Source organism: Streptococcus infantis, assembly GCF_047463315.1.
Lineage (GTDB): Bacteria > Bacillota > Bacilli > Lactobacillales > Streptococcaceae > Streptococcus > Streptococcus infantis_AB.
This window is the reverse complement of sequence record NZ_JASHEB010000002.1, coordinates 146,557-164,164: the sequence shown is the minus strand read 5'-3', so window position 1 is coordinate 164,164 and position 17,608 is coordinate 146,557. Positions and strand designations below refer to the sequence as shown.

Genomic DNA, 17,608 nt, shown 5'->3' with positions numbered 1-17,608 from the left:
CTAGAACAGAGATATAGTTCTAGCTTTTTAGATTCTATAAAATACATTTCAGAATGAAAAATTGACTCTTATAAAAATATCTGTTAATATAACAAGGATTACGTGTGCTATAAAAATAAGTCGACAACGATTTTTAGGAGTAAGTATGAAAAAACTAGGCAATTTGGGAATCTATACATTACTGATATTTCTATCAATTACTGATATTTCTATCAATTTATCTCCTAGATTTCAGTAGTCTTTATTTGGCTAAGATGTTTGTCTGGAGTATGGATGGCTATTCTATTATTGTAGCAGTAGAGCAACTAGCTCTTTTAGGACTATTTATCTATTGGCTTAAAAAGAAAAAAATGCTCTATATTTTTGAGAAAAGAGGCTCGAAAAGATGCAGATTCTTTTACCTTGTAGTTAGTCTAGTGGCTACTTATTTTGTCCGTCAGTTGTTAAGTGCTTTTTACTTACAGTTTAGTCGTTTCATTAATAATCACTATATCTTTGAAGATCTTCTTTCAGTCATATCTATCAGTGGGGAATCTACTATTTTAACTACTTGCTTCTCTTTTATTTCCGTTGTCATTTTGGGGCCCATATTGGAGGAGATTGTTCATAGAGGTTATTTTATGAATAGCTTTTTCCCTAAGTCCAAATACTACTTGGATGTCATCTTATCAGCTCTTATATTTGGGCTCAGTCATTTGGTATTATCCCATCGCGACCCCATCAGTTTGATGGTTTATAGTTTTTCTGGTCTTTTCTTTGCTTTAGTCTACCGTTGGACAGAGAATTTAAAAATCACCATCCTGTGCCATAGTTTTATTAACTTTCTCATCCATGCAGATTTCATCTGGTTGTTGCTTTCTAATTTAATCTATAATCGTTTTTTTAGATAGAATTTGAGGAGACAAATAAAAAAGTGTTTGATATTTATCAAACACTTTTTATATTTAATTTTCTTCAGTTACAAATTGACTGAGCAGTCCGTTAATGAAACGGGCTGATTTTTGATCTGAAAAGCTTTTTGCAAGTTCAATAGCTTCATTCACAGCTACAAGTTGAGGAGTATCAAAGGAAGTGATTTCGAAAACTCCTAAACGCAATAAATTCTTTTCAACTAAGGTTAAACGTTCAATCGTCCAACCAGACTTTAAATGCTGAGTGATTTGTTTGTCTAGTTCCTCTTTTTGAGCTTGAACACCAGATACAAGATCGATTAGGAAGCTAGGGAGTTTTACCTCGTCGTCTTCTCGATCATGAGTATAAGCGAAGCGACAAGCAGTTTCAATATCAGAACCATATTCAAGACTCATCAGTGCTTGGAAGGCACATTTTCGTAGTTCGCGTCTAGATTCTAATAATGGACTAGTCATTGAGGAAGTCCTCATCAAATAAATCTGTCAATGCTGGTTTTGGTGTTTTATCTGGTGCAATACCAGCAACGTGAATATTCACAGCATTGAGTTCTACATCAGCCATATTACGAACGGCATCTTTTACAGCTTTTTGAATAGCCATTGCAACCTTAGGAACCTTGACACCATACTCAAGATAGAGATAGATATCAGCTATTAGTTCTTCTTCAGATTCTTTTAGATAGACGCCACGACCGAGTGAAAGTTTTGAAAGGGTGTCAGATACTGATTTGTTTGAAAAAGAGTGGACACCATCAACTTTAGCTGTAGCGATTGCAATGATTTTTTCAAGTACACGTGGGGCGATAACGATTTCGCCTAATTGTTCTTCAATTCCCATAGAATGACCTCTTTCTAGAGATTAGGCACGAGAAACGTAAGTTCCTTCTGCAGTGTTGATAACGAGTTTTTGTCCTGCTTCGATGAAGTCTGGAACGTTAACGACAAGTCCAGTTTCCATTGTAGCTGGTTTACCAGAACCGGTAACAGTAGCCCCTTTAATAGAAGGTTGAGTTTCAGCAACTGTTAATTCAACAGTTGTAGGTACTGTTACACCGATTACTTCAGTTCCATAAAATTGAATTTTAACTTCAGAATTTTCAAGGATGTAAAGCAATTCATTTTCAACATTTACAACAGGAATTTCGTATTGGTCGTAAGTTTCAGTGTTCATGAAATAAGCTGTATCGTCCATTTTGTACAAGTATTGTGCTGGAACAGTTTCGATAATCGCTTGTTCAAATTTTTCCTCTGGACGGTAGCTAGTTTCAAATGTTGAACCAGTACGGACATCACGCAATTTCATACGCATGATAGTGTTTCCTTTACCTGGTTTGTGGTGGCTAGCTTCCAAAACGCGGATCAATTTTCCGTCAGCTGTTTCAAAGGTCATACCAGCCTTTAATTTACTTGCTTCGATCATGTTTTTACCTCTTTAATAAAATAATTTACTCTTTATTGTATCATAAGTCGTAAGATTTCTCAAATATCAGGGAAGTGAGATTAGTTGACAGGAACGATGTTTCCTTCTTCGTCCTTGGTTACCAATACGTACTTGCCATCGACTTCGATGTAGAAGTTTTTATTAGCGGTTTGTTTAGAGTTGGTAGTTTGTTCAGGACTAGTAGGTTCTTCTGCAGAAGTTGTGACTTCTTGAGTAGTAGATTCTACTGAGTTAGAGGTTTGTTCAGGGCTAACAGTCTCTACTGGGCTAGCAGCTTGCTCAGGACTTGCAGTTTGTACCGGAGTAAAAGCTTGGTTTGGATCAGCGGGTTGTACTGGGGGAACGGTTTGATTTGGGCTAACAGGTTGAGCTTGTTGGGTGAGTTGACCACCGAGAGTTTGACCGAGATTCATACCCATAAACATATTCATACCATTGCCATTACCTTCGTTATTAGCTGCAGCAATAAGAGCTTCGTTACGAGCACGACGTTCTTCAATTTCGATGGTATTGTATTTCATAGCAACGAGTTCGCTATCAAGTTTACGAACAAGTTCCAAGCTTTCTTTATCGTAGCTCAAATCCTCAAGAAGGATATTGGTTACTTCAATTCCGTAAAGGCCAGTCCATACCTTGTTGACTTCCTGTTTAGCGATTTCATTGAAGGTATCCTGATTAGCATTTAGGCTATAGATATCAACTCGGTACTCATTTGTGAATTTTGAAATCGCAATCGCAATTTTAGGAGAGATATTTTGACGTAAAGTACCTTGAGCGATATCTTGAAGCGTAAATGGTTTATGTTCGTCAATTTGTTGACTGATAGAGCTAACGTAGAAAAGGACTGGGTCGGAAATCTTGATATCAAACAAACCATAGAAACGGATATTGAGCAATTGTTGGTAACGTTCACTGAAGTATTCTACAGCGTTTTGGGTACCAAATTTATTACCCGCAATCGGTTGGACACGTACAAATATAATTTCTTGTTGAGTAACGACTTGACCAGCGAATGAGAAGCGGTGCTTGAAGTTTTCCCAAGTTCCTCTTATTCCGCCTTTTTCTAGAAGCCAAGCGTTGTCGCCAGAGCGCCATTCATGGCTACCAGCTTCTAAAACATCACCAAGGAAAGTACCGTTATTTACAAGGATAGCAACATACCCTTGTGGCACAATTACAACAGAACCATCTGTTAAAAGTCCTGTATGTTGATTACCTTGTCTAGAAACTCCGTCAGGGTCTTTTGTAAGAAGAGTTCCCTTAACAGCTAATGCATCTGATGATACGTGGTCTGGAAGCACAACGGCTTCCTTAAATTTACTGTCATTAATACTATTAATTCCAGCAGATTTGGCAACATCAACAACTCCCTTAATTTGCTCTGCGGCAATACGAATAAATCCCATAATTTCCTCCTAATTATATAGTTCGTCTTCATCCACAACGTCATAGGTGTCAAGAACCCATTGGTTTGGACTACGGGTGATATCAGATCCGCAATAGTCACATTTGCTGATTGCTGATATTTTCAGTGGAGCGCCACAGTTTGGACAGCGGTCGCTAACGGCTTCATCTTGAACAGAACTTTCAGTTTGACTGCCATGTTTGCGGATGAAGTTCATTTGATAAACTGTAAATAGATCTTTTTGAGGGTCTCCCTCAATAACCTTACGAGTCTTGTCTTCGATGACGTAATCTCTCAAGGTAGATGAAAGGATAACCACTAAAGTATCGTTTCCATCTGGATTACTATTGAAATCTTTGATTCGAACATTTTCAACACAAACTCGTTCTAAGACATTGGTTGTTTGGGATTGGATATGTTCTTCTAGTTGAGAACTGTGTTGAGAATAGAGACTGGCGCTTTCAAGAGAACGAACCAGATTCCAATCCTTTTTAGTCCAGGCTGCCTGTAACTGGATGTAGACTTCTTTAACCCATGAAGTGAAAGCAGAGGCATCAAAGTTTGGATCATCATATCGAACACGATCGATAGCTAAATTGTTGTTTTCTACTCGACGGTGAAGTGTTGGTTCAACAGTATAGCCAGGAGAGCTTCCATAAGATTTACCAGATGATGAATTCTGGTCACTCAAATATTTAATGAGCATGAAGAGTAAGAAAGCTCCAACACCAAACATGATAAGAATGCTCATTCCTGTCCCTAGAGAACCATCTAAACTTGAGTAACTACCGCCAGAACGATAGTTGCTTCTAGAAGAAGAACTACCACTTGAACGACTTCGGCTAGAGCTACTACTTCGTGAGCTACTGCGGCTAGAACTACCACTTCGGGAATGGCCGACACCTGCATCAATTGATTGCAGGGGTGTCACAAAGAGAAGAAGCAAGCAAGTAGCGATAAGAGTATATAACTTTTTCATATGTCTCCTAACTATGTGAGTACAAAAATAGTTTTTACTAAATTTTATGTCTATAAAGAGTTTTGGAGTTTTATAGTTTTATTTTCAATAAACCACCCTATAATCCAACCAAATACGAGTATATAATTCTCGATAGCACCAATCGCATTAACAGGAGAATGATATTCAATAAAATTTAACAAATGATTTGTTCCTATTCCTATACCACCAATAATGAGGGCAAGAAGGGCAATTCTCAGGTAAAACCAATCGTACTTAATATTAACGGCAAGAATAATAATTAAGACAGCTAGATTCCAAATTCCAATTTCTCTTTGCCATCCTGCAGAAATACCGTAACCAGAATGCTCTCCCATATAGGATGGGAGAAAGATTTGTAGAATAGAAGCACCCAACATGGCGACAATAACTAAAATAAATAGTACTCGTAAAAATTTGTTCATTTATTCTCCTTATTCTATTTTTTAGTAGAAAAGGCTATTAACGAAAGTATATTTACTCGTTCTCTTTCAACTTAGCCAATTCTTGGGAAAGTAGTTTAAGAGCAACTTGTGGATTGGCTTGGCCCTTGGTTGCTTTCATGAGGAATCCTGTGAAGGCCTTGTCAGCGTTACGTTTTCCTGACTTGAAGTCGGCAACAGCAACTTCGTTATCAGCAAAGACTTGATGGATGATTGGAATCAAGATATCTGGATCTGAGATCTGAACCAAACCGGCTTTTTCAACGTATTCACGAGCACCTCCACCATTTTTAGCAAGGTGGACAAAGACTTTCTTGGCAATCTTAGATGAAATAGTGCCGTCTTCGATGATAGCGATCATTTCTACCAAGTTTTCTGGAGTTAACTCAATTTGTTCTAGTGTCTTACCTTCAGCATTCAAGAACTGAGCGACTTCACCTTGGAGCCAGTTAGAGACTTGCTTAGCGTCACCGCCAAGGGCAACAGCTTTCTCAAAGAAGTCAGAAGTGACTTTATTGGCAGTCAACTGACTAGCATCGTAGTCTGATAATCCGAGTTGAGAGACATAGCGAGCTCGGCGCTCTTTTGGGAACTCTGGCAACTCAGTGCGCATTTCTTCGATCCACTCATCAGAGATTTCAAAGAGTGGTAGGTCTGGTTCTGGGAAGTAGCGATAGTCAGCAGCTCCTTCCTTGACACGCATGAGAATAGTTGCTTTATTAGCTTCATCGTACCGGCGTGTTTCTTGGCGAATTTGACCACCTGAGCGAAGGATTTCAGCCTGACGTTGCACTTCGTATTCAAGACCTTTACGAACATTTGAGAAGGAGTTCAAGTTTTTCAACTCAGTCTTGGTACCGAATTTCTCTTGACCATAAGGACGAAGGGAGATGTTAGCATCCACACGCATGGAACCTTCTTCCATCTTAACGTCAGAAATACCAGCGTATTGGATCACTTCCTTGAGGGCTGTTAGATAAGCATAAGCTTCTTCTGGTGAACGCATGTCTGCTTCGGACACAATCTCAATCAACGGCACTCCTTGACGGTTGAGGTCAACATAAGAGTAACCATCTGTACCATGCGTGTTTTTACCGGCGTCTTCTTCCAAGTGAGCACGTTCAATACCGATTTTCTTAGTTGTACCGTCTTCTAGCTCCACTTCAATCCAGCCGTTGTAACCGATTGGTTCATCAAACTGAGAAATTTGGTAGGCTTTAGGATTATCAGGGTAGAAGTAGTTCTTGCGGTCAAAGTGCATCTTCTTATGGATGTCCATGTTAAGAGCGAGTGCAGCCTTGATACCAGCATCGACAACACCTTTATTGAGAACTGGCAGTACGCCTGGGAAAGACCAGTCAATCACGTTAGTGTTGGCATTTTGGTCATTTCCAAAATGGGCAGAAGTAGGTGAGAAAATTTTTGAATTGGTGTTGAGCTCTACGTGGACTTCAAGTCCAATGACTGTTTCAAAGTTCATTAGTTATCACCTCCAAAAATCACGGGTTGTTGTTTGTGGTAGTCTGTTGTTGCTTCAAAAGCAGCAGCAGCTTGGTAGATAGTTTCTTCTGAATACTTAGGACCAATCAATTGGAGTCCTACTGGTAGACCTTGAACAAATCCAGCAGGAAGCGAAATACCTGGGAGACCAGCTAAGTTGACAGGGATTGTCAAGAGATCAGCTAAGTACATAGCAACTGGATCATGGTTGAGCGAATCCAAGTCGTAGGCAACGCTAGGAGCAGTTGGGCCCAAAATCAAGTCATAATCCGCAAAGACTTTTTCGAAATCTTGGATGATAAGGGTGCGAACTTGTCCAGCCTTCTTGTAGTAGGCATCGTAGTAACCTGATGAAAGGCTGAAAGTACCTAGCATGATACGGCGTTTAACTTCTTCACCGAAACCTTGACTGCGGCTGTTTACATAGATTTCATCAAGGTTAGTCGCATCCTCTGCGCGGTAGCCGTAACGAATACCATCAAAACGTTGCAAGTTTGAGGAAGCTTCTGAAGAAGCGATGATGTAGTAAACCGCAACTCCGTATTTAGAGTGAGGAAGGCTCACTTCTTCAACGATAGCACCAAGTTTTTCAAAGTGCTTAGCGGCTTTGAGGATGGTTTCCTTAACTTCTGGGTCAATTCCTTCACCAAGATATTCCTTAGGTAAAGCAATTTTCATGCCCTTGATGTCTTGACCGATTTTTGAAGTAAAGTCGGCAATGCGAACTGGAGCAGAAGTAGAGTCTCTGACATCTTTACTAGCAATCGCATTTAGCAAGAGGGCGTTTTCCTTAACAGTTGGAGCAAAAGGTCCAATTTGGTCTAATGAGCTACCAAAGGCAATGAGACCGAAACGTGAAACTGTTCCGTAAGTTGGTTTGAGACCAACAATCCCGTTAAAGGCAGCAGGTTGGCGGATAGAACCACCAGTATCAGAACCAAGTGATAAACGGACTTGTCCAGAAGCTACAGCTACAGCTGAACCACTTGATGATCCACCAGGGACCTTGCTGTGGTCCCAAGCATTTTTAGTAGCACCGTAGTAAGAAGTCTCACCTGATCCACCCATGGCAAACTCGTCCATGTTAGTTTTTCCAACAACGATTATACCCTTAGATTTTGCATTGGCAACAGCTGTCGCATCAAAGATTGGCTCGTAGTTATAGAGCATTTTTGAGGCTGCAGTTGTTAGGATGCCGTCTGTAGAAATGTTGTCCTTAACAGCCAGGGGAATTCCAGAAAGAACATTGTCAGCATCGATTCCAGCTTCATCAATAGCTTTAGCCTGAGCAAGAGCTTGGTCCTCAGCGATAGTGACGAAAGCATTGATAGCTGTCTCACGAGATTTGATATCTTCAAGAGTTGCTTGTGTTAGTTCTGTTGCAGAAATTTCCTTAGAGACAAGGAGATTGTGCAACTCTTCAATGGTTTTATGATTAAAAGTCATTAGGCATCTCCTCCATCATCTAGGATAGCTGGCACCTTGATATAGTAGTTATCTTTTTCAGGTACATTTTTAAACAAGCGATCACGGTCTGTTCCTTCTTCGGCCACATCAGGTCGGAGAACAGTTTTACGGTCAGCCATCGTTGTAGTAGGTGCAACACCAGTAGTGTCGACTTCACTGAGCAATTCGACCATATCAACAATTTTTGAGAGTGTTGTTGCAAACTCTGCAGTTTCTTCTTCTGAGAATTTTAATTTTGAAAGATTGGCAACGTGAGTTACCTCTTCTTGCGTAATTTTCATCGGATATCCTTTCGTGAAATGATGATTCTTTATCTGTTCTATTTTACCATATTTTCCTATAAATAAGGCAAGCCAAGTTAAAAAGAAACAGAAATTGAAAAATACTTTTTATTTCGATATAATGGTTGAAATTAGAAGAAAGAATAACAGTCGTTTCTAGTTGGTAAAAAGGATGTAGCATTGACTCAACTAGAACACGTTAAGGATGACATATGACGCTTTGGGAGTTGCTTTTTACCAGTAAAAAGACAGTTCCTCCTCATTTGGGAGCCTGGTACTTTTTATTACCTACTTCTTTGGTAATCATAGCTGTTTTATCGATTCGTTTCGCATCATCTAAAGGTTACAGAAACTTTTGGTATTGGGGACAATTGATTCAGTTGCTCATTATCAACGCTTGGTATATTGCTGCACGCCTGCCCCTATCTGAGGCTCTCCCTTTTTACCATAGTCGCATGGCTATGTGGATAATTCTTTTTGCCCCTAATAAGACCTTTTTCAAGCAATATTTTGCCTTAGTGGGAGTTTTTGGTTCTATCATGGCTTTAGTTTATCCAGTCTTTTATCCTTTTCCTTTCCCTCATGTTTCGTCTGTGAACAATGTTTTTGGACACTGGGCCCTCTTGGCTAACTGCTTGATTTATCTTGTTAGATATTATAAAGTTGAAAAAGGGGATACTTGGAAAATATGCCAGATGACTTTTGGAGTCAATGCTATTATCTTTCTTGCCAACCTCTTGACAGGAGGAAATTATGGCTTTATGAGCAAGCCACCTGTGATTGGGGATCATGGTAGTTTGCTTAACTATTTGATAGTAACCAGTTTGATGATAGGTATTCTCATCCTTATCAATCAACTCGTTAAATATAAACATAAGAATAGTTAATATACAACTGAATTCGTTACCTTAAGGAGACTTTATGCATCATTTTATTACAAGAACCCAAACGACGCCACCGCCTATTCCGATTTTTTGGTATGGAGTTATGATAGGCCTTCTTGCACTATCTATATATGGGTCCCTTACTTACTACAAAAATCCCAAATTTGTTCGATTGTTTAAGTGGATTCAAATTGCGCAACTGCTAGCTCTTTACGCTTGGTATATAGGTTTTAGCATTCCATTTTCAAATAGTCTGCCTCTTTACCATTGCCGCTTGGCCATGTTTGCAGTAGTATTCTTGCCAGATAAATGGAAAACCAAGCAGTATTTTGCCCTTATGGGAGCCAGTGGAGCAGTATTTGCCTTGGGCTACCCTGTTTTTGACCCCTATGACTTCCCGCATATTACCAGTTTTTCTTTTCTCATTGGTCATTATGCCCTTTTGGTCAATTCCCTGGTCTATCTCATGAATCACTACGATAAGACCTTGCTGAAAAAGTATCGAATCATCGCTTATACTTTTGTTCTTAATCTTTTTCTAGTTGGAGTCAATCAAGTGACAGGTGGAAATTATGGGCTTTTGAATACCACGCCTTTTATTCCAGATGCTCCTATATGGATAAAGTATCTTCTGGTTTCAATCATTCTTTCTTCGGCTTTAGTTCTCTTTGATATCTTGTTTAAGAAACGCTGGGAAAAACAATTAAATTTTAACAAAAAACAAATCAACTCATAATTTACACTCCTGTCAAGATAATTTGACAGGATTTTTGGTTATTTTTTGCCGATGTAAAAAAATTTTGCTAGATTTTAGACAGGAAAAGAGTAAAATGTAGATATAAAAACAAGGAGAAAAGAGATGGAAATTGGAAAAAAATTAAAAGAAGCTCGACTAATGTGTAGTATGACACAGGAAAGTGTTGCAGAGAAATTAAATGTATCGAGACAGACTATTTCAAATTGGGAAACAGAAAAATTTTATCCGGATATTTTATATGTTTTACAACTAAGCGACTTGTACCAAGTTAGCTTGGATGAATTGTTGAAAGGAGATGAGAGCATGATTCAGCATTTGGAAGATTCAACCAATACTGTTAAGAGTAATCGCAAGATTTTACTAGCTTTTTTATGTAATATTTGCTTGCTATTTCTCTTCTTTATTTTTATTATTCCAATATCGAAAAGTTACCTGCTAACCTTGTTAGCTGTAACACTTGTCATTAGTACAACAGGCTATATATTAGTGCAGATTATTAGTAAAATATAGGAGGTTTATCATGACTTGGTATGTATTGACTTTGATTTGTTTACTTGTAGTGACAAATGGGATGTTCGTTTATCAATTGTTTAAATTGGTTGAATTAGATGCTTCGATTCGTGGGATGAGACACCCTAAATTCTGGGGGCTCTTAACAGCAGGTGGACAAAGAGGTGAAGGGTTATTGCTCTATCTATTGACGCGGAATAAAGCTATTTATTCAATGGAAATTGAAGAACAAGAAGAACTGGAAAATAGAAAAAAACGCCTACTTTATTTATTGATTTTGAACATCATTTTCGCAATTTTTCTTTTCAGTAGCTTTATTGTTAATATCTAATAAAATACATTCAAATAAAAAGATAGAATCGCTCGAATAGAGCGATTTTTTATTCTTTAGATATTTGAAAAAAAAGGCTAAATCCGATATAATGGAGTGTTGAAAGGAATGTTAGAGTCCAATGTAGAAATAAGAAACACATACAAACATTCACTATTATCTTATAATCAAAGAAAGAGAACTTATGAACATTCAAGAAGAAATTAAGAAACGCCGTACCTTTGCCATCATCTCCCACCCGGATGCTGGTAAAACGACTATTACAGAGCAATTGCTCTACTTTGGGGGAGAGATTCGTGAGGCAGGTACTGTAAAAGGGAAGAAAACAGGAAACTTTGCCAAGTCTGACTGGATGGATATCGAGAAACAACGTGGAATTTCGGTAACCTCATCAGTTATGCAGTTTGACTACGATGGCAAGCGCGTGAATATCCTTGACACACCAGGGCACGAGGACTTCTCAGAAGATACCTATCGGACATTGATGGCGGTGGATGCTGCGGTCATGGTCGTGGACTCTGCCAAGGGTATCGAGGCCCAAACTAAGAAATTGTTTGAGGTTGTTAAACACCGCGGAATTCCAGTCTTTACCTTTATGAACAAGCTGGACCGTGACGGTCGTGAGCCACTAGACCTCTTGCAGGAATTGGAAGAAGTTCTTGGTATTGCAAGTTACCCGATGAACTGGCCGATCGGGATGGGGAAAGCCTTTGAAGGACTTTATGACCTTTATAACCAACGTTTAGAACTTTATAAAGGGGATGAACGTTTTGCCAGCCTAGAAGATGGGGATAAGCTCTTTGCTAGCAACCCATTCTATGAGCAAGTAAAAGAAGATATCGAACTCCTGAATGAAGCAGGGAATGAATTCTCAGAGGAAGCCATTCTTGCAGGTGACTTGACACCGGTCTTCTTCGGCTCAGCTTTGACTAACTTTGGGGTGCAGACCTTCCTTGAAACCTTCCTCAAGTTTGCTCCAGAACCCCATGGACACAAGAAAACAGACGGTGAACTTGTCGATCCTTATGACAAGGACTTCTCAGGTTTTGTCTTTAAAATCCAAGCCAACATGGATCCTCGCCACCGTGACCGCATCGCTTTTGTCCGTATTGTATCGGGAGAATTTGAGCGTGGTATGAGTGTCAATCTCCCTCGTACTGGTAAGGGAGCTAAACTTTCTAATGTCACCCAGTTTATGGCTGAAAGTCGTGAAAATGTGACCAATGCCGTAGCTGGAGATATCATCGGGGTTTATGATACAGGTACCTACCAGGTTGGAGATACGCTGACTGTTGGCAAAAACAAGTTTGAGTTTGAACCCTTGCCAACCTTTACCCCTGAAATCTTCATGAAGGTATCTGCTAAGAATGTCATGAAGCAAAAATCCTTCCACAAGGGGATTGAGCAATTGGTGCAAGAAGGAGCCATTCAGCTTTATACCAACTACCAAACAGGCGAGTACATGCTAGGTGCTGTTGGACAACTCCAGTTCGAAGTCTTTAAACACCGTATGGAAAATGAGTACAATGCCGAAGTGGTCATGAGCCCAATGGGTAAAAAGACCGTTCGTTGGATCAAACCAGAAGACTTAGATGAGCGTATGTCTTCAAGTCGAAACATCTTGGCTAAAGACCGCTTTGACCAACCTGTCTTCCTTTTCGAAAATGACTTTGCTCTCCGCTGGTTTGCGGACAAGTATCCAGATGTGGAGTTAGAGGAAAAGATGTAACTCAGTACCAACAATTGGAACTAAAGTTCTTAATTGTTGGACGCTAGCCGCTATTCGGCGAACTAGCTAACTGCCTTACTAACTACGTTTGGCAAATATAATCGATTTGCCAAACTCCGTGTCGTAATCTAATAAACGGTAACAGTTATGGCAGTTCACCTAAACGTTTCACTAGGAAAAGTCCACGGATGGTATCGATTCGTGGACTTTTTCGTCGTAACAGTTAAAAAGTGGATTAGCTAACTGCCTCACTAACTCATCGGCGAAAAATAATCGTTTTCGCCTCTTCATGTCGTAATATTTAGGAGTGGACTAGCTTACTGTCACTATCTCCGTATTGTAACTTCTCGCACCTAATTTGTGTTTCGTTCTTAAATAGACAAAAAAGACTAGAAATTAGATAGATTTCTAGTCTTTTTATTTTAAATTATATTAGTAGTGGAACCTTCATTTATTGAATGGCATCTATACTAACAACCTTGATAAGGAATGTAAGGAGGATAAGCAATAGAATGCTGACTCCATTAATTACTAAATGGAGGAAGATAGACATCTCTAGACGTTTGGTGCGATAAGCAGTCCAAGTTAGGACGGCAGACATCCAGCCATAGATCAAGAAAGAAGGAAGATTATTTGGTATATGGGCTATAGTGAAGAGAAACCAACCGAAAATATATCCAATTTTCTCGTATCCTTCGAAGAGTTTAGTAGGGATGATACCTCGACAGATAACTTCCTCACAAATAGGTGCCACTATTGCAACCACGAAAATGCTGGAAATTAGAGAGCTTTCTGACATGATGCTATTGATAGCCTCTTGATTTGAAGTAGTTGTTTGCTTCAGAAGTTGCAACCAAATCGCACCAATCATATTTCCAGCGACAACGGCTACATAACTAAGAGCGATTCGAGGGGCGTCATTAATAGTAAAGAGTTTCGATTTTAGGTTTAATAACTTACTTTTGTGAGCACCATATAAAAAGAGTGTAACAATAGCGGTAGAGACAAGCCCCACTATTAGAGATGACCAGATAGATCCAAGTTGAGTTTTTTGAAGTAACATTAAAGTTACGATAGGAACTTGCGATAGGCACATAGCGACAAGAAAGATTCCTAGCCAAATCAATCGTTTACGATAATCTTTAAAAAAATTCATTCATATATCTCCTAAAAAATTTATTTCATTATAGCATACTTCTGATAGGAATTCTATTAATTACCAGAACATAAGTGTAGATAAAACAAGTAAGATGTTTCGAATTAAATGACTATAGAAGGATAAATCTTGTCTTAAGGTTTTAGGAAATAAAAAATTGAGAAAGCTAGCTCCCAAGAGGATATAGAAGCCGACAGACAGTATTGTTAAAGGATTGTGCAGAAAAAATAAACTAAAACAGGTGAGGATAGTTAGTTTTCCTCTCTTTTTATGAGTTGGCAATTTGTTCCATTTGTTTAAAGGCAGAAAAGGTAGCGATATCAAGTCCGAAAAGGAAGAAGAAGGAGATTAGCAATAAGTCCACGATTTCCTTTTGTAGTAGAGTTTCAGTACTTATGTTTTCAAATAAGATAAGACTTACTCCGGTAAGGTTAATGATAACCATACTACTATACAATAAAAAGAAAGAGCGGCTAGGATTGCGAAAATGACTACTCACATGATTATGAACTGAAAGATAGTGGATAAATGTACAGATACCTGCTAATAACATTAAGAGGAGTAAAAAGTAAAAGCAGGATTGTTTGAGTGTTAAAGCAATACCAGGCCAAGCTAAGCAACTACAGCAGCCTAAGTAGACCAAGGAAATCAATAAAAGAAGTTGGATTGATTTGTTCATTTTTTCCATATAAAACCCCTACGTTTTTTTAAAATTATAACTAAAATGATTCATGAAAAATCATCATTTTCTCAAGTGTTATTTTTTGACTCTCAACTGTCTTTTAAAAATCTTATCAACAGAAAAAACATCCCTCATTTTTTGAGGGATGTGCTTTTTGATAATAACATTGCTAACGCTTAGACCAGGTTCGCTTCATAAAGAGTAATATGATTGGATAAATTTCAAGACGTCCTGCAATCATTGCAAAGGATAGGAGGAGTTTTGAAAATGGACTAAAAATTGAGAAACTTGCAGTTGTTCCGAGAATTGGGCCGATATTGTTAAAGCAACTGAAAACGGCACTCGTAACAATCATTAAATTGTCAGCATCTAAACTGATAATGAACATTAAGCTGAGTAGAATCATGACGTAAACTACAAAGTACTTGAGAATCTTGTGCTGGGTATCCTTATCAATGACCGTTTGGTTAACATGGAGAGTTAAAACACGGTGAGGGGATATGGTAGACAAAAATTGATTTTTAGCAATTTTAGCTAGAATAACTCCACGCATCACTTTGAGACCACCAGCAGTAGATCCGGCAGAACCACCAATCGCCATCAGCATCAGTAAAATATATTGTGAAAATAAAGGCCAATTGGTTATGTTTCCGTAACCGAAACCAGTTGTCGTAATGATGTTAGAAACTTGGAAGAAGGCCATCTCAAAACTTTGTGAAACGCCACTATAAAGGTGGAGTGTATTGAGAGTAATTAAGCCGGTAGAAACGACGACAATCAAGAGATAAGCACGAAGCTCCTCATCGAAAAAGAATTCCTTGACTCGACGAAGCATGAGATAGTAGTAGAGGTTGAAATTGACACCAAACATCAAGACCCCAACACTCGTCAGATAGGTAATGAGAGAACTATTATAGTGGGCGATTCCATCATTGTAAACCGTGAAACCACCAGTCCCAGCAGTTCCCATAGCGATGACAAAACTATCGTAGAGTGGCATACCGGCAAGATAATAAATCACTACAAAGAGGGCGAACATTGCCAGATACAGGATGTAGAGGATTTGTGCTGTATTTTTTAGTTTAGACACAACCTTACCAAATACTGGTCCAGGAACCTCGGCCTTCATAACCTCTAAGTGGCTGTTTTTAGCATTGTCCATAATAGCTAGGGCAAAAACTAGCACCCCCATCCCTCCAATGAGGTGGGTGAAGCTCCGCCAAAATAGAAGAGAACGGCTTAAGACAGAAACGTCATTTAAGATAGTTGCTCCCGTAGTAGTGAAGCCGGAACTAGTTTCGAAGAAGGCATCGATAAAATTGGGGATTTGACCTGAAAAGACAAAGGGAAGGGAGCCAAAGAAAGACCAGAGGATCCAACATAGGGCAACAATTAAGACTCCTTCTTTGGCATAGATGCGTTGTTTTTTAGGCTTTTTGATGATTCCGATAAGACCTAGGACAACAAGAATCCCGATGGTAGAGAAAAGAGCTGTAAAAACTTGACTAGATTCTCGATAGTAAAGAGCAATGCCAACCGGAACTAAAAGTAGCCCAGCTTCAATCAAGAGTAGCTTTGCAAGAAGAAAGCGTACCATACTTCTATTCATAGCTTACCTCTCTAACAAATCATAAATCTTGGTGATGTTTGATAGCAAAGTGATAACCACAAGCTTATCACCGACTTGGAGGGTATCTTCTCCTGTTGGGAAGATCGTTTTTCCATTGCGGATAATAGCAGCAATCAAGACATCCTTTTTGAGCTTCAATTGAGATAAAGGCTTGCCAGTCATTTTATTGGCTTCCTTGATCAGGAATTGAAGAGTTTCTACCTGTCCATTTGCTAGATGGTGCATAGCTTGAAGGTCAGAATATTGCGCATTTACACGACCATGGATAAAGTGCATAATGGTATCAACAGCGATTGTTTTAGGGGTGATGATACTTGAGAAATCTGTCGCATGAATGATTTCCAATAGGCTTGTTCGGTTTACCTTAGTAATATTTTTCTGAACACCTATGTTGTCCAAGAACATAGAGGTAATGATATTTTCCTCATCGACTCCTGTCAAAGTGGCAACGGCATCGTAGTTTTGAGCACTTTCTTCTAAGAGGGTGTCCTTAGTTGTTCCATCACCTTGGACTATATAGAGTTTAGGAAATTTTTCGCTGAAAAAGGCAGCTCTTTCAGGATTGACCTCAATAACCTTGGTATCGATACGACTGTCTTTTAACATACCTAAGAGATAGTAAGCAATTTTCCCAGCTCCTATGATGAGTAAACTCTTAACAACTCTGGACTTAATATAGTTGTGGAAGAGCATCATATCGACACGATGTCCTGTCACAAAGATACGGTCTTTATCTTCTAAAATCATATCTCCACTAGGAATCATGAGTTTGTGGTCGCGTTCGATAGCACAGACAATAACATTACCAAACTTTTTACGAAAATCTGCAATAGACATCTGACAAATATTGCTATTATTTCGAACTTTAAATTCCATCAAACTGACCAATCCGCCTGCAAAACGCTCAACAGAAAGAGCATTGGGGAAGTCTATAATATTAGCGATAGCACGAGCTGCTAGGAGTTCTGGGTTTACAATGACTGAAAATCCAAGAATATTTTTTTCTTTAAAGTAAGGGTTGGAATATTCAGGATTGCGTACACGAACAATGGTTTCCTTTGCTCCCATTTTTTTGGCTAAAACAGCCGAAACCATATTGACCTCGTCGTATTGAGTCATGGCAATGAAAATATCACAATCTTGAACATTGGCTGCTTCTAACATTGCAAAGTCAGCTCCGTTACCTGCGATTCCCATAATATCAAAACGGCTGGTCAAGTATTTTAGAACAGTTTCGTTCTGTTCAATTAAGACAACATCATGGTTGTCAGCAACAAGTGAACGACAGAGGGCAGAACCTACTTTTCCCCCTCCGACAAGAATAATCTTCATAGTTAGTTAACCTACTTTTTCAATATGTCTTTATCATACCTTTTTTTAGAAAAAAATGCACTCAACAACCGACTGTTTCCTTCTTTAATAAAGGGATTGGGGGAATTCGAACAAATATTTTGCTTTAAACATTATATGTTTATGAAAAAACT

At 38.9% G+C, this 17,608-nt stretch carries 19 protein-coding genes; 6 read left to right on the top strand and 13 right to left on the bottom strand.

Going from position 1 to position 17,608, the window contains the following annotated elements; all coding sequences use genetic code 11:
* Positions 1–254 precede the first annotated feature (254 nt).
* Entirely contained in the window at positions 255–890 is a 636-nt protein-coding gene (locus QM857_RS02785) for a lysostaphin resistance A-like protein (protein ID WP_414275097.1), read from the top strand.
* Positions 891–944: 54 nt separating this feature from the next.
* Here the strand turns inward: QM857_RS02785 and nusB are convergent, their stop codons facing one another.
* The 9 genes from nusB to gatC form a co-directional block, all read right to left on the bottom strand.
* Positions 945–1,367, bottom strand: a complete 423-nt coding sequence (gene nusB, locus QM857_RS02780; RefSeq protein ID WP_004251901.1) for a transcription antitermination factor NusB — start codon at positions 1,365–1,367, stop codon at positions 945–947.
* Positions 1,360–1,749 carry an Asp23/Gls24 family envelope stress response protein gene (locus tag QM857_RS02775; RefSeq protein ID WP_036756919.1) on the bottom strand — a complete coding sequence of 130 codons (390 nt, stop codon included), beginning with the start codon at positions 1,747–1,749 and terminating at the stop codon, positions 1,360–1,362. The genes nusB and QM857_RS02775 overlap by 8 nt, the downstream gene beginning before the upstream one ends.
* A gap of 21 nt (positions 1,750–1,770) precedes the next feature.
* Entirely contained in the window at positions 1,771–2,331 is a 561-nt protein-coding gene (gene efp / locus QM857_RS02770) for an elongation factor P (protein WP_004251910.1), read from the bottom strand.
* A gap of 80 nt (positions 2,332–2,411) precedes the next feature.
* Positions 2,412–3,758, bottom strand: coding sequence for an SPFH domain-containing protein (locus QM857_RS02765; protein WP_414274998.1), 1,347 nt, complete (start codon positions 3,756–3,758; stop codon positions 2,412–2,414).
* Between the two features lie 9 nt (positions 3,759–3,767).
* Positions 3,768–4,736: a zinc-ribbon domain-containing transport protein gene (locus tag QM857_RS02760; protein WP_414274997.1), complete on the bottom strand. Its 969-nt coding sequence runs from the start codon at positions 4,734–4,736 to the stop codon at positions 3,768–3,770.
* 50 nt (positions 4,737–4,786) lie between these two features.
* Positions 4,787–5,179 (bottom strand): hypothetical protein, encoded by a 393-nt coding sequence (locus tag QM857_RS02755; protein ID WP_045763692.1) that lies wholly within the window; start codon positions 5,177–5,179, stop codon positions 4,787–4,789.
* Between the two features lie 52 nt (positions 5,180–5,231).
* On the bottom strand, positions 5,232–6,677 hold the full coding sequence (gene gatB, locus QM857_RS02750; RefSeq protein WP_414274996.1) for an Asp-tRNA(Asn)/Glu-tRNA(Gln) amidotransferase subunit GatB: 1,446 nt from the start codon (positions 6,675–6,677) through the stop codon (positions 5,232–5,234).
* Positions 6,677–8,143: an Asp-tRNA(Asn)/Glu-tRNA(Gln) amidotransferase subunit GatA gene (gatA, locus tag QM857_RS02745; RefSeq protein WP_414274995.1), complete on the bottom strand. Its 1,467-nt coding sequence runs from the start codon at positions 8,141–8,143 to the stop codon at positions 6,677–6,679. Before gatA ends, gatB begins: the two co-directional genes overlap by 1 nt.
* Complete coding sequence (gatC, locus tag QM857_RS02740) at positions 8,143–8,445, bottom strand: Asp-tRNA(Asn)/Glu-tRNA(Gln) amidotransferase subunit GatC (RefSeq protein ID WP_006147946.1); 303 nt, start codon at positions 8,443–8,445, stop codon at positions 8,143–8,145. The genes gatA and gatC overlap by 1 nt, the downstream gene beginning before the upstream one ends.
* A gap of 212 nt (positions 8,446–8,657) precedes the next feature.
* On the opposite strand from gatC, the gene QM857_RS02735 reads away from it, so the two are divergent.
* From QM857_RS02735 to QM857_RS02715, 5 genes are all read left to right on the top strand, one after another.
* Positions 8,658–9,332: a TIGR02206 family membrane protein gene (locus QM857_RS02735; RefSeq protein WP_414274994.1), complete on the top strand. Its 675-nt coding sequence runs from the start codon at positions 8,658–8,660 to the stop codon at positions 9,330–9,332.
* Between the two features lie 34 nt (positions 9,333–9,366).
* Positions 9,367–10,065, top strand: a complete 699-nt coding sequence (locus QM857_RS02730) for a TIGR02206 family membrane protein (protein ID WP_414274993.1) — start codon at positions 9,367–9,369, stop codon at positions 10,063–10,065.
* A gap of 123 nt (positions 10,066–10,188) precedes the next feature.
* Complete coding sequence (locus tag QM857_RS02725) at positions 10,189–10,596, top strand: helix-turn-helix transcriptional regulator (protein ID WP_414274992.1); 408 nt, start codon at positions 10,189–10,191, stop codon at positions 10,594–10,596.
* A gap of 10 nt (positions 10,597–10,606) precedes the next feature.
* Positions 10,607–10,927, top strand: coding sequence for a hypothetical protein (locus QM857_RS02720; protein ID WP_006150410.1), 321 nt, complete (start codon positions 10,607–10,609; stop codon positions 10,925–10,927).
* A gap of 184 nt (positions 10,928–11,111) precedes the next feature.
* Complete coding sequence (locus QM857_RS02715; protein WP_414274991.1) at positions 11,112–12,656, top strand: peptide chain release factor 3; 1,545 nt, start codon at positions 11,112–11,114, stop codon at positions 12,654–12,656.
* A gap of 451 nt (positions 12,657–13,107) precedes the next feature.
* Here the strand turns inward: QM857_RS02715 and QM857_RS02710 are convergent, their stop codons facing one another.
* The 4 genes from QM857_RS02710 to trkA all read right to left on the bottom strand — a co-directional run bounded on the left by QM857_RS02710 (position 13,108) and on the right by trkA (position 17,456).
* A complete protein-coding gene (locus QM857_RS02710; protein WP_414274990.1) occupies positions 13,108–13,812 on the bottom strand; it encodes a lysostaphin resistance A-like protein in 705 nt (234 codons plus the stop codon).
* A gap of 268 nt (positions 13,813–14,080) precedes the next feature.
* Positions 14,081–14,500, bottom strand: a complete 420-nt coding sequence (locus QM857_RS02705) for a hypothetical protein (protein ID WP_414274989.1) — start codon at positions 14,498–14,500, stop codon at positions 14,081–14,083.
* A gap of 163 nt (positions 14,501–14,663) precedes the next feature.
* Positions 14,664–16,103 carry a TrkH family potassium uptake protein gene (locus QM857_RS02700; protein WP_414274988.1) on the bottom strand — a complete coding sequence of 480 codons (1,440 nt, stop codon included), beginning with the start codon at positions 16,101–16,103 and terminating at the stop codon, positions 14,664–14,666.
* Between the two features lie 3 nt (positions 16,104–16,106).
* Positions 16,107–17,456 (bottom strand): Trk system potassium transporter TrkA, encoded by a 1,350-nt coding sequence (trkA, locus tag QM857_RS02695; RefSeq protein ID WP_414274987.1) that lies wholly within the window; start codon positions 17,454–17,456, stop codon positions 16,107–16,109.
* Positions 17,457–17,608 lie beyond the last annotated feature (152 nt).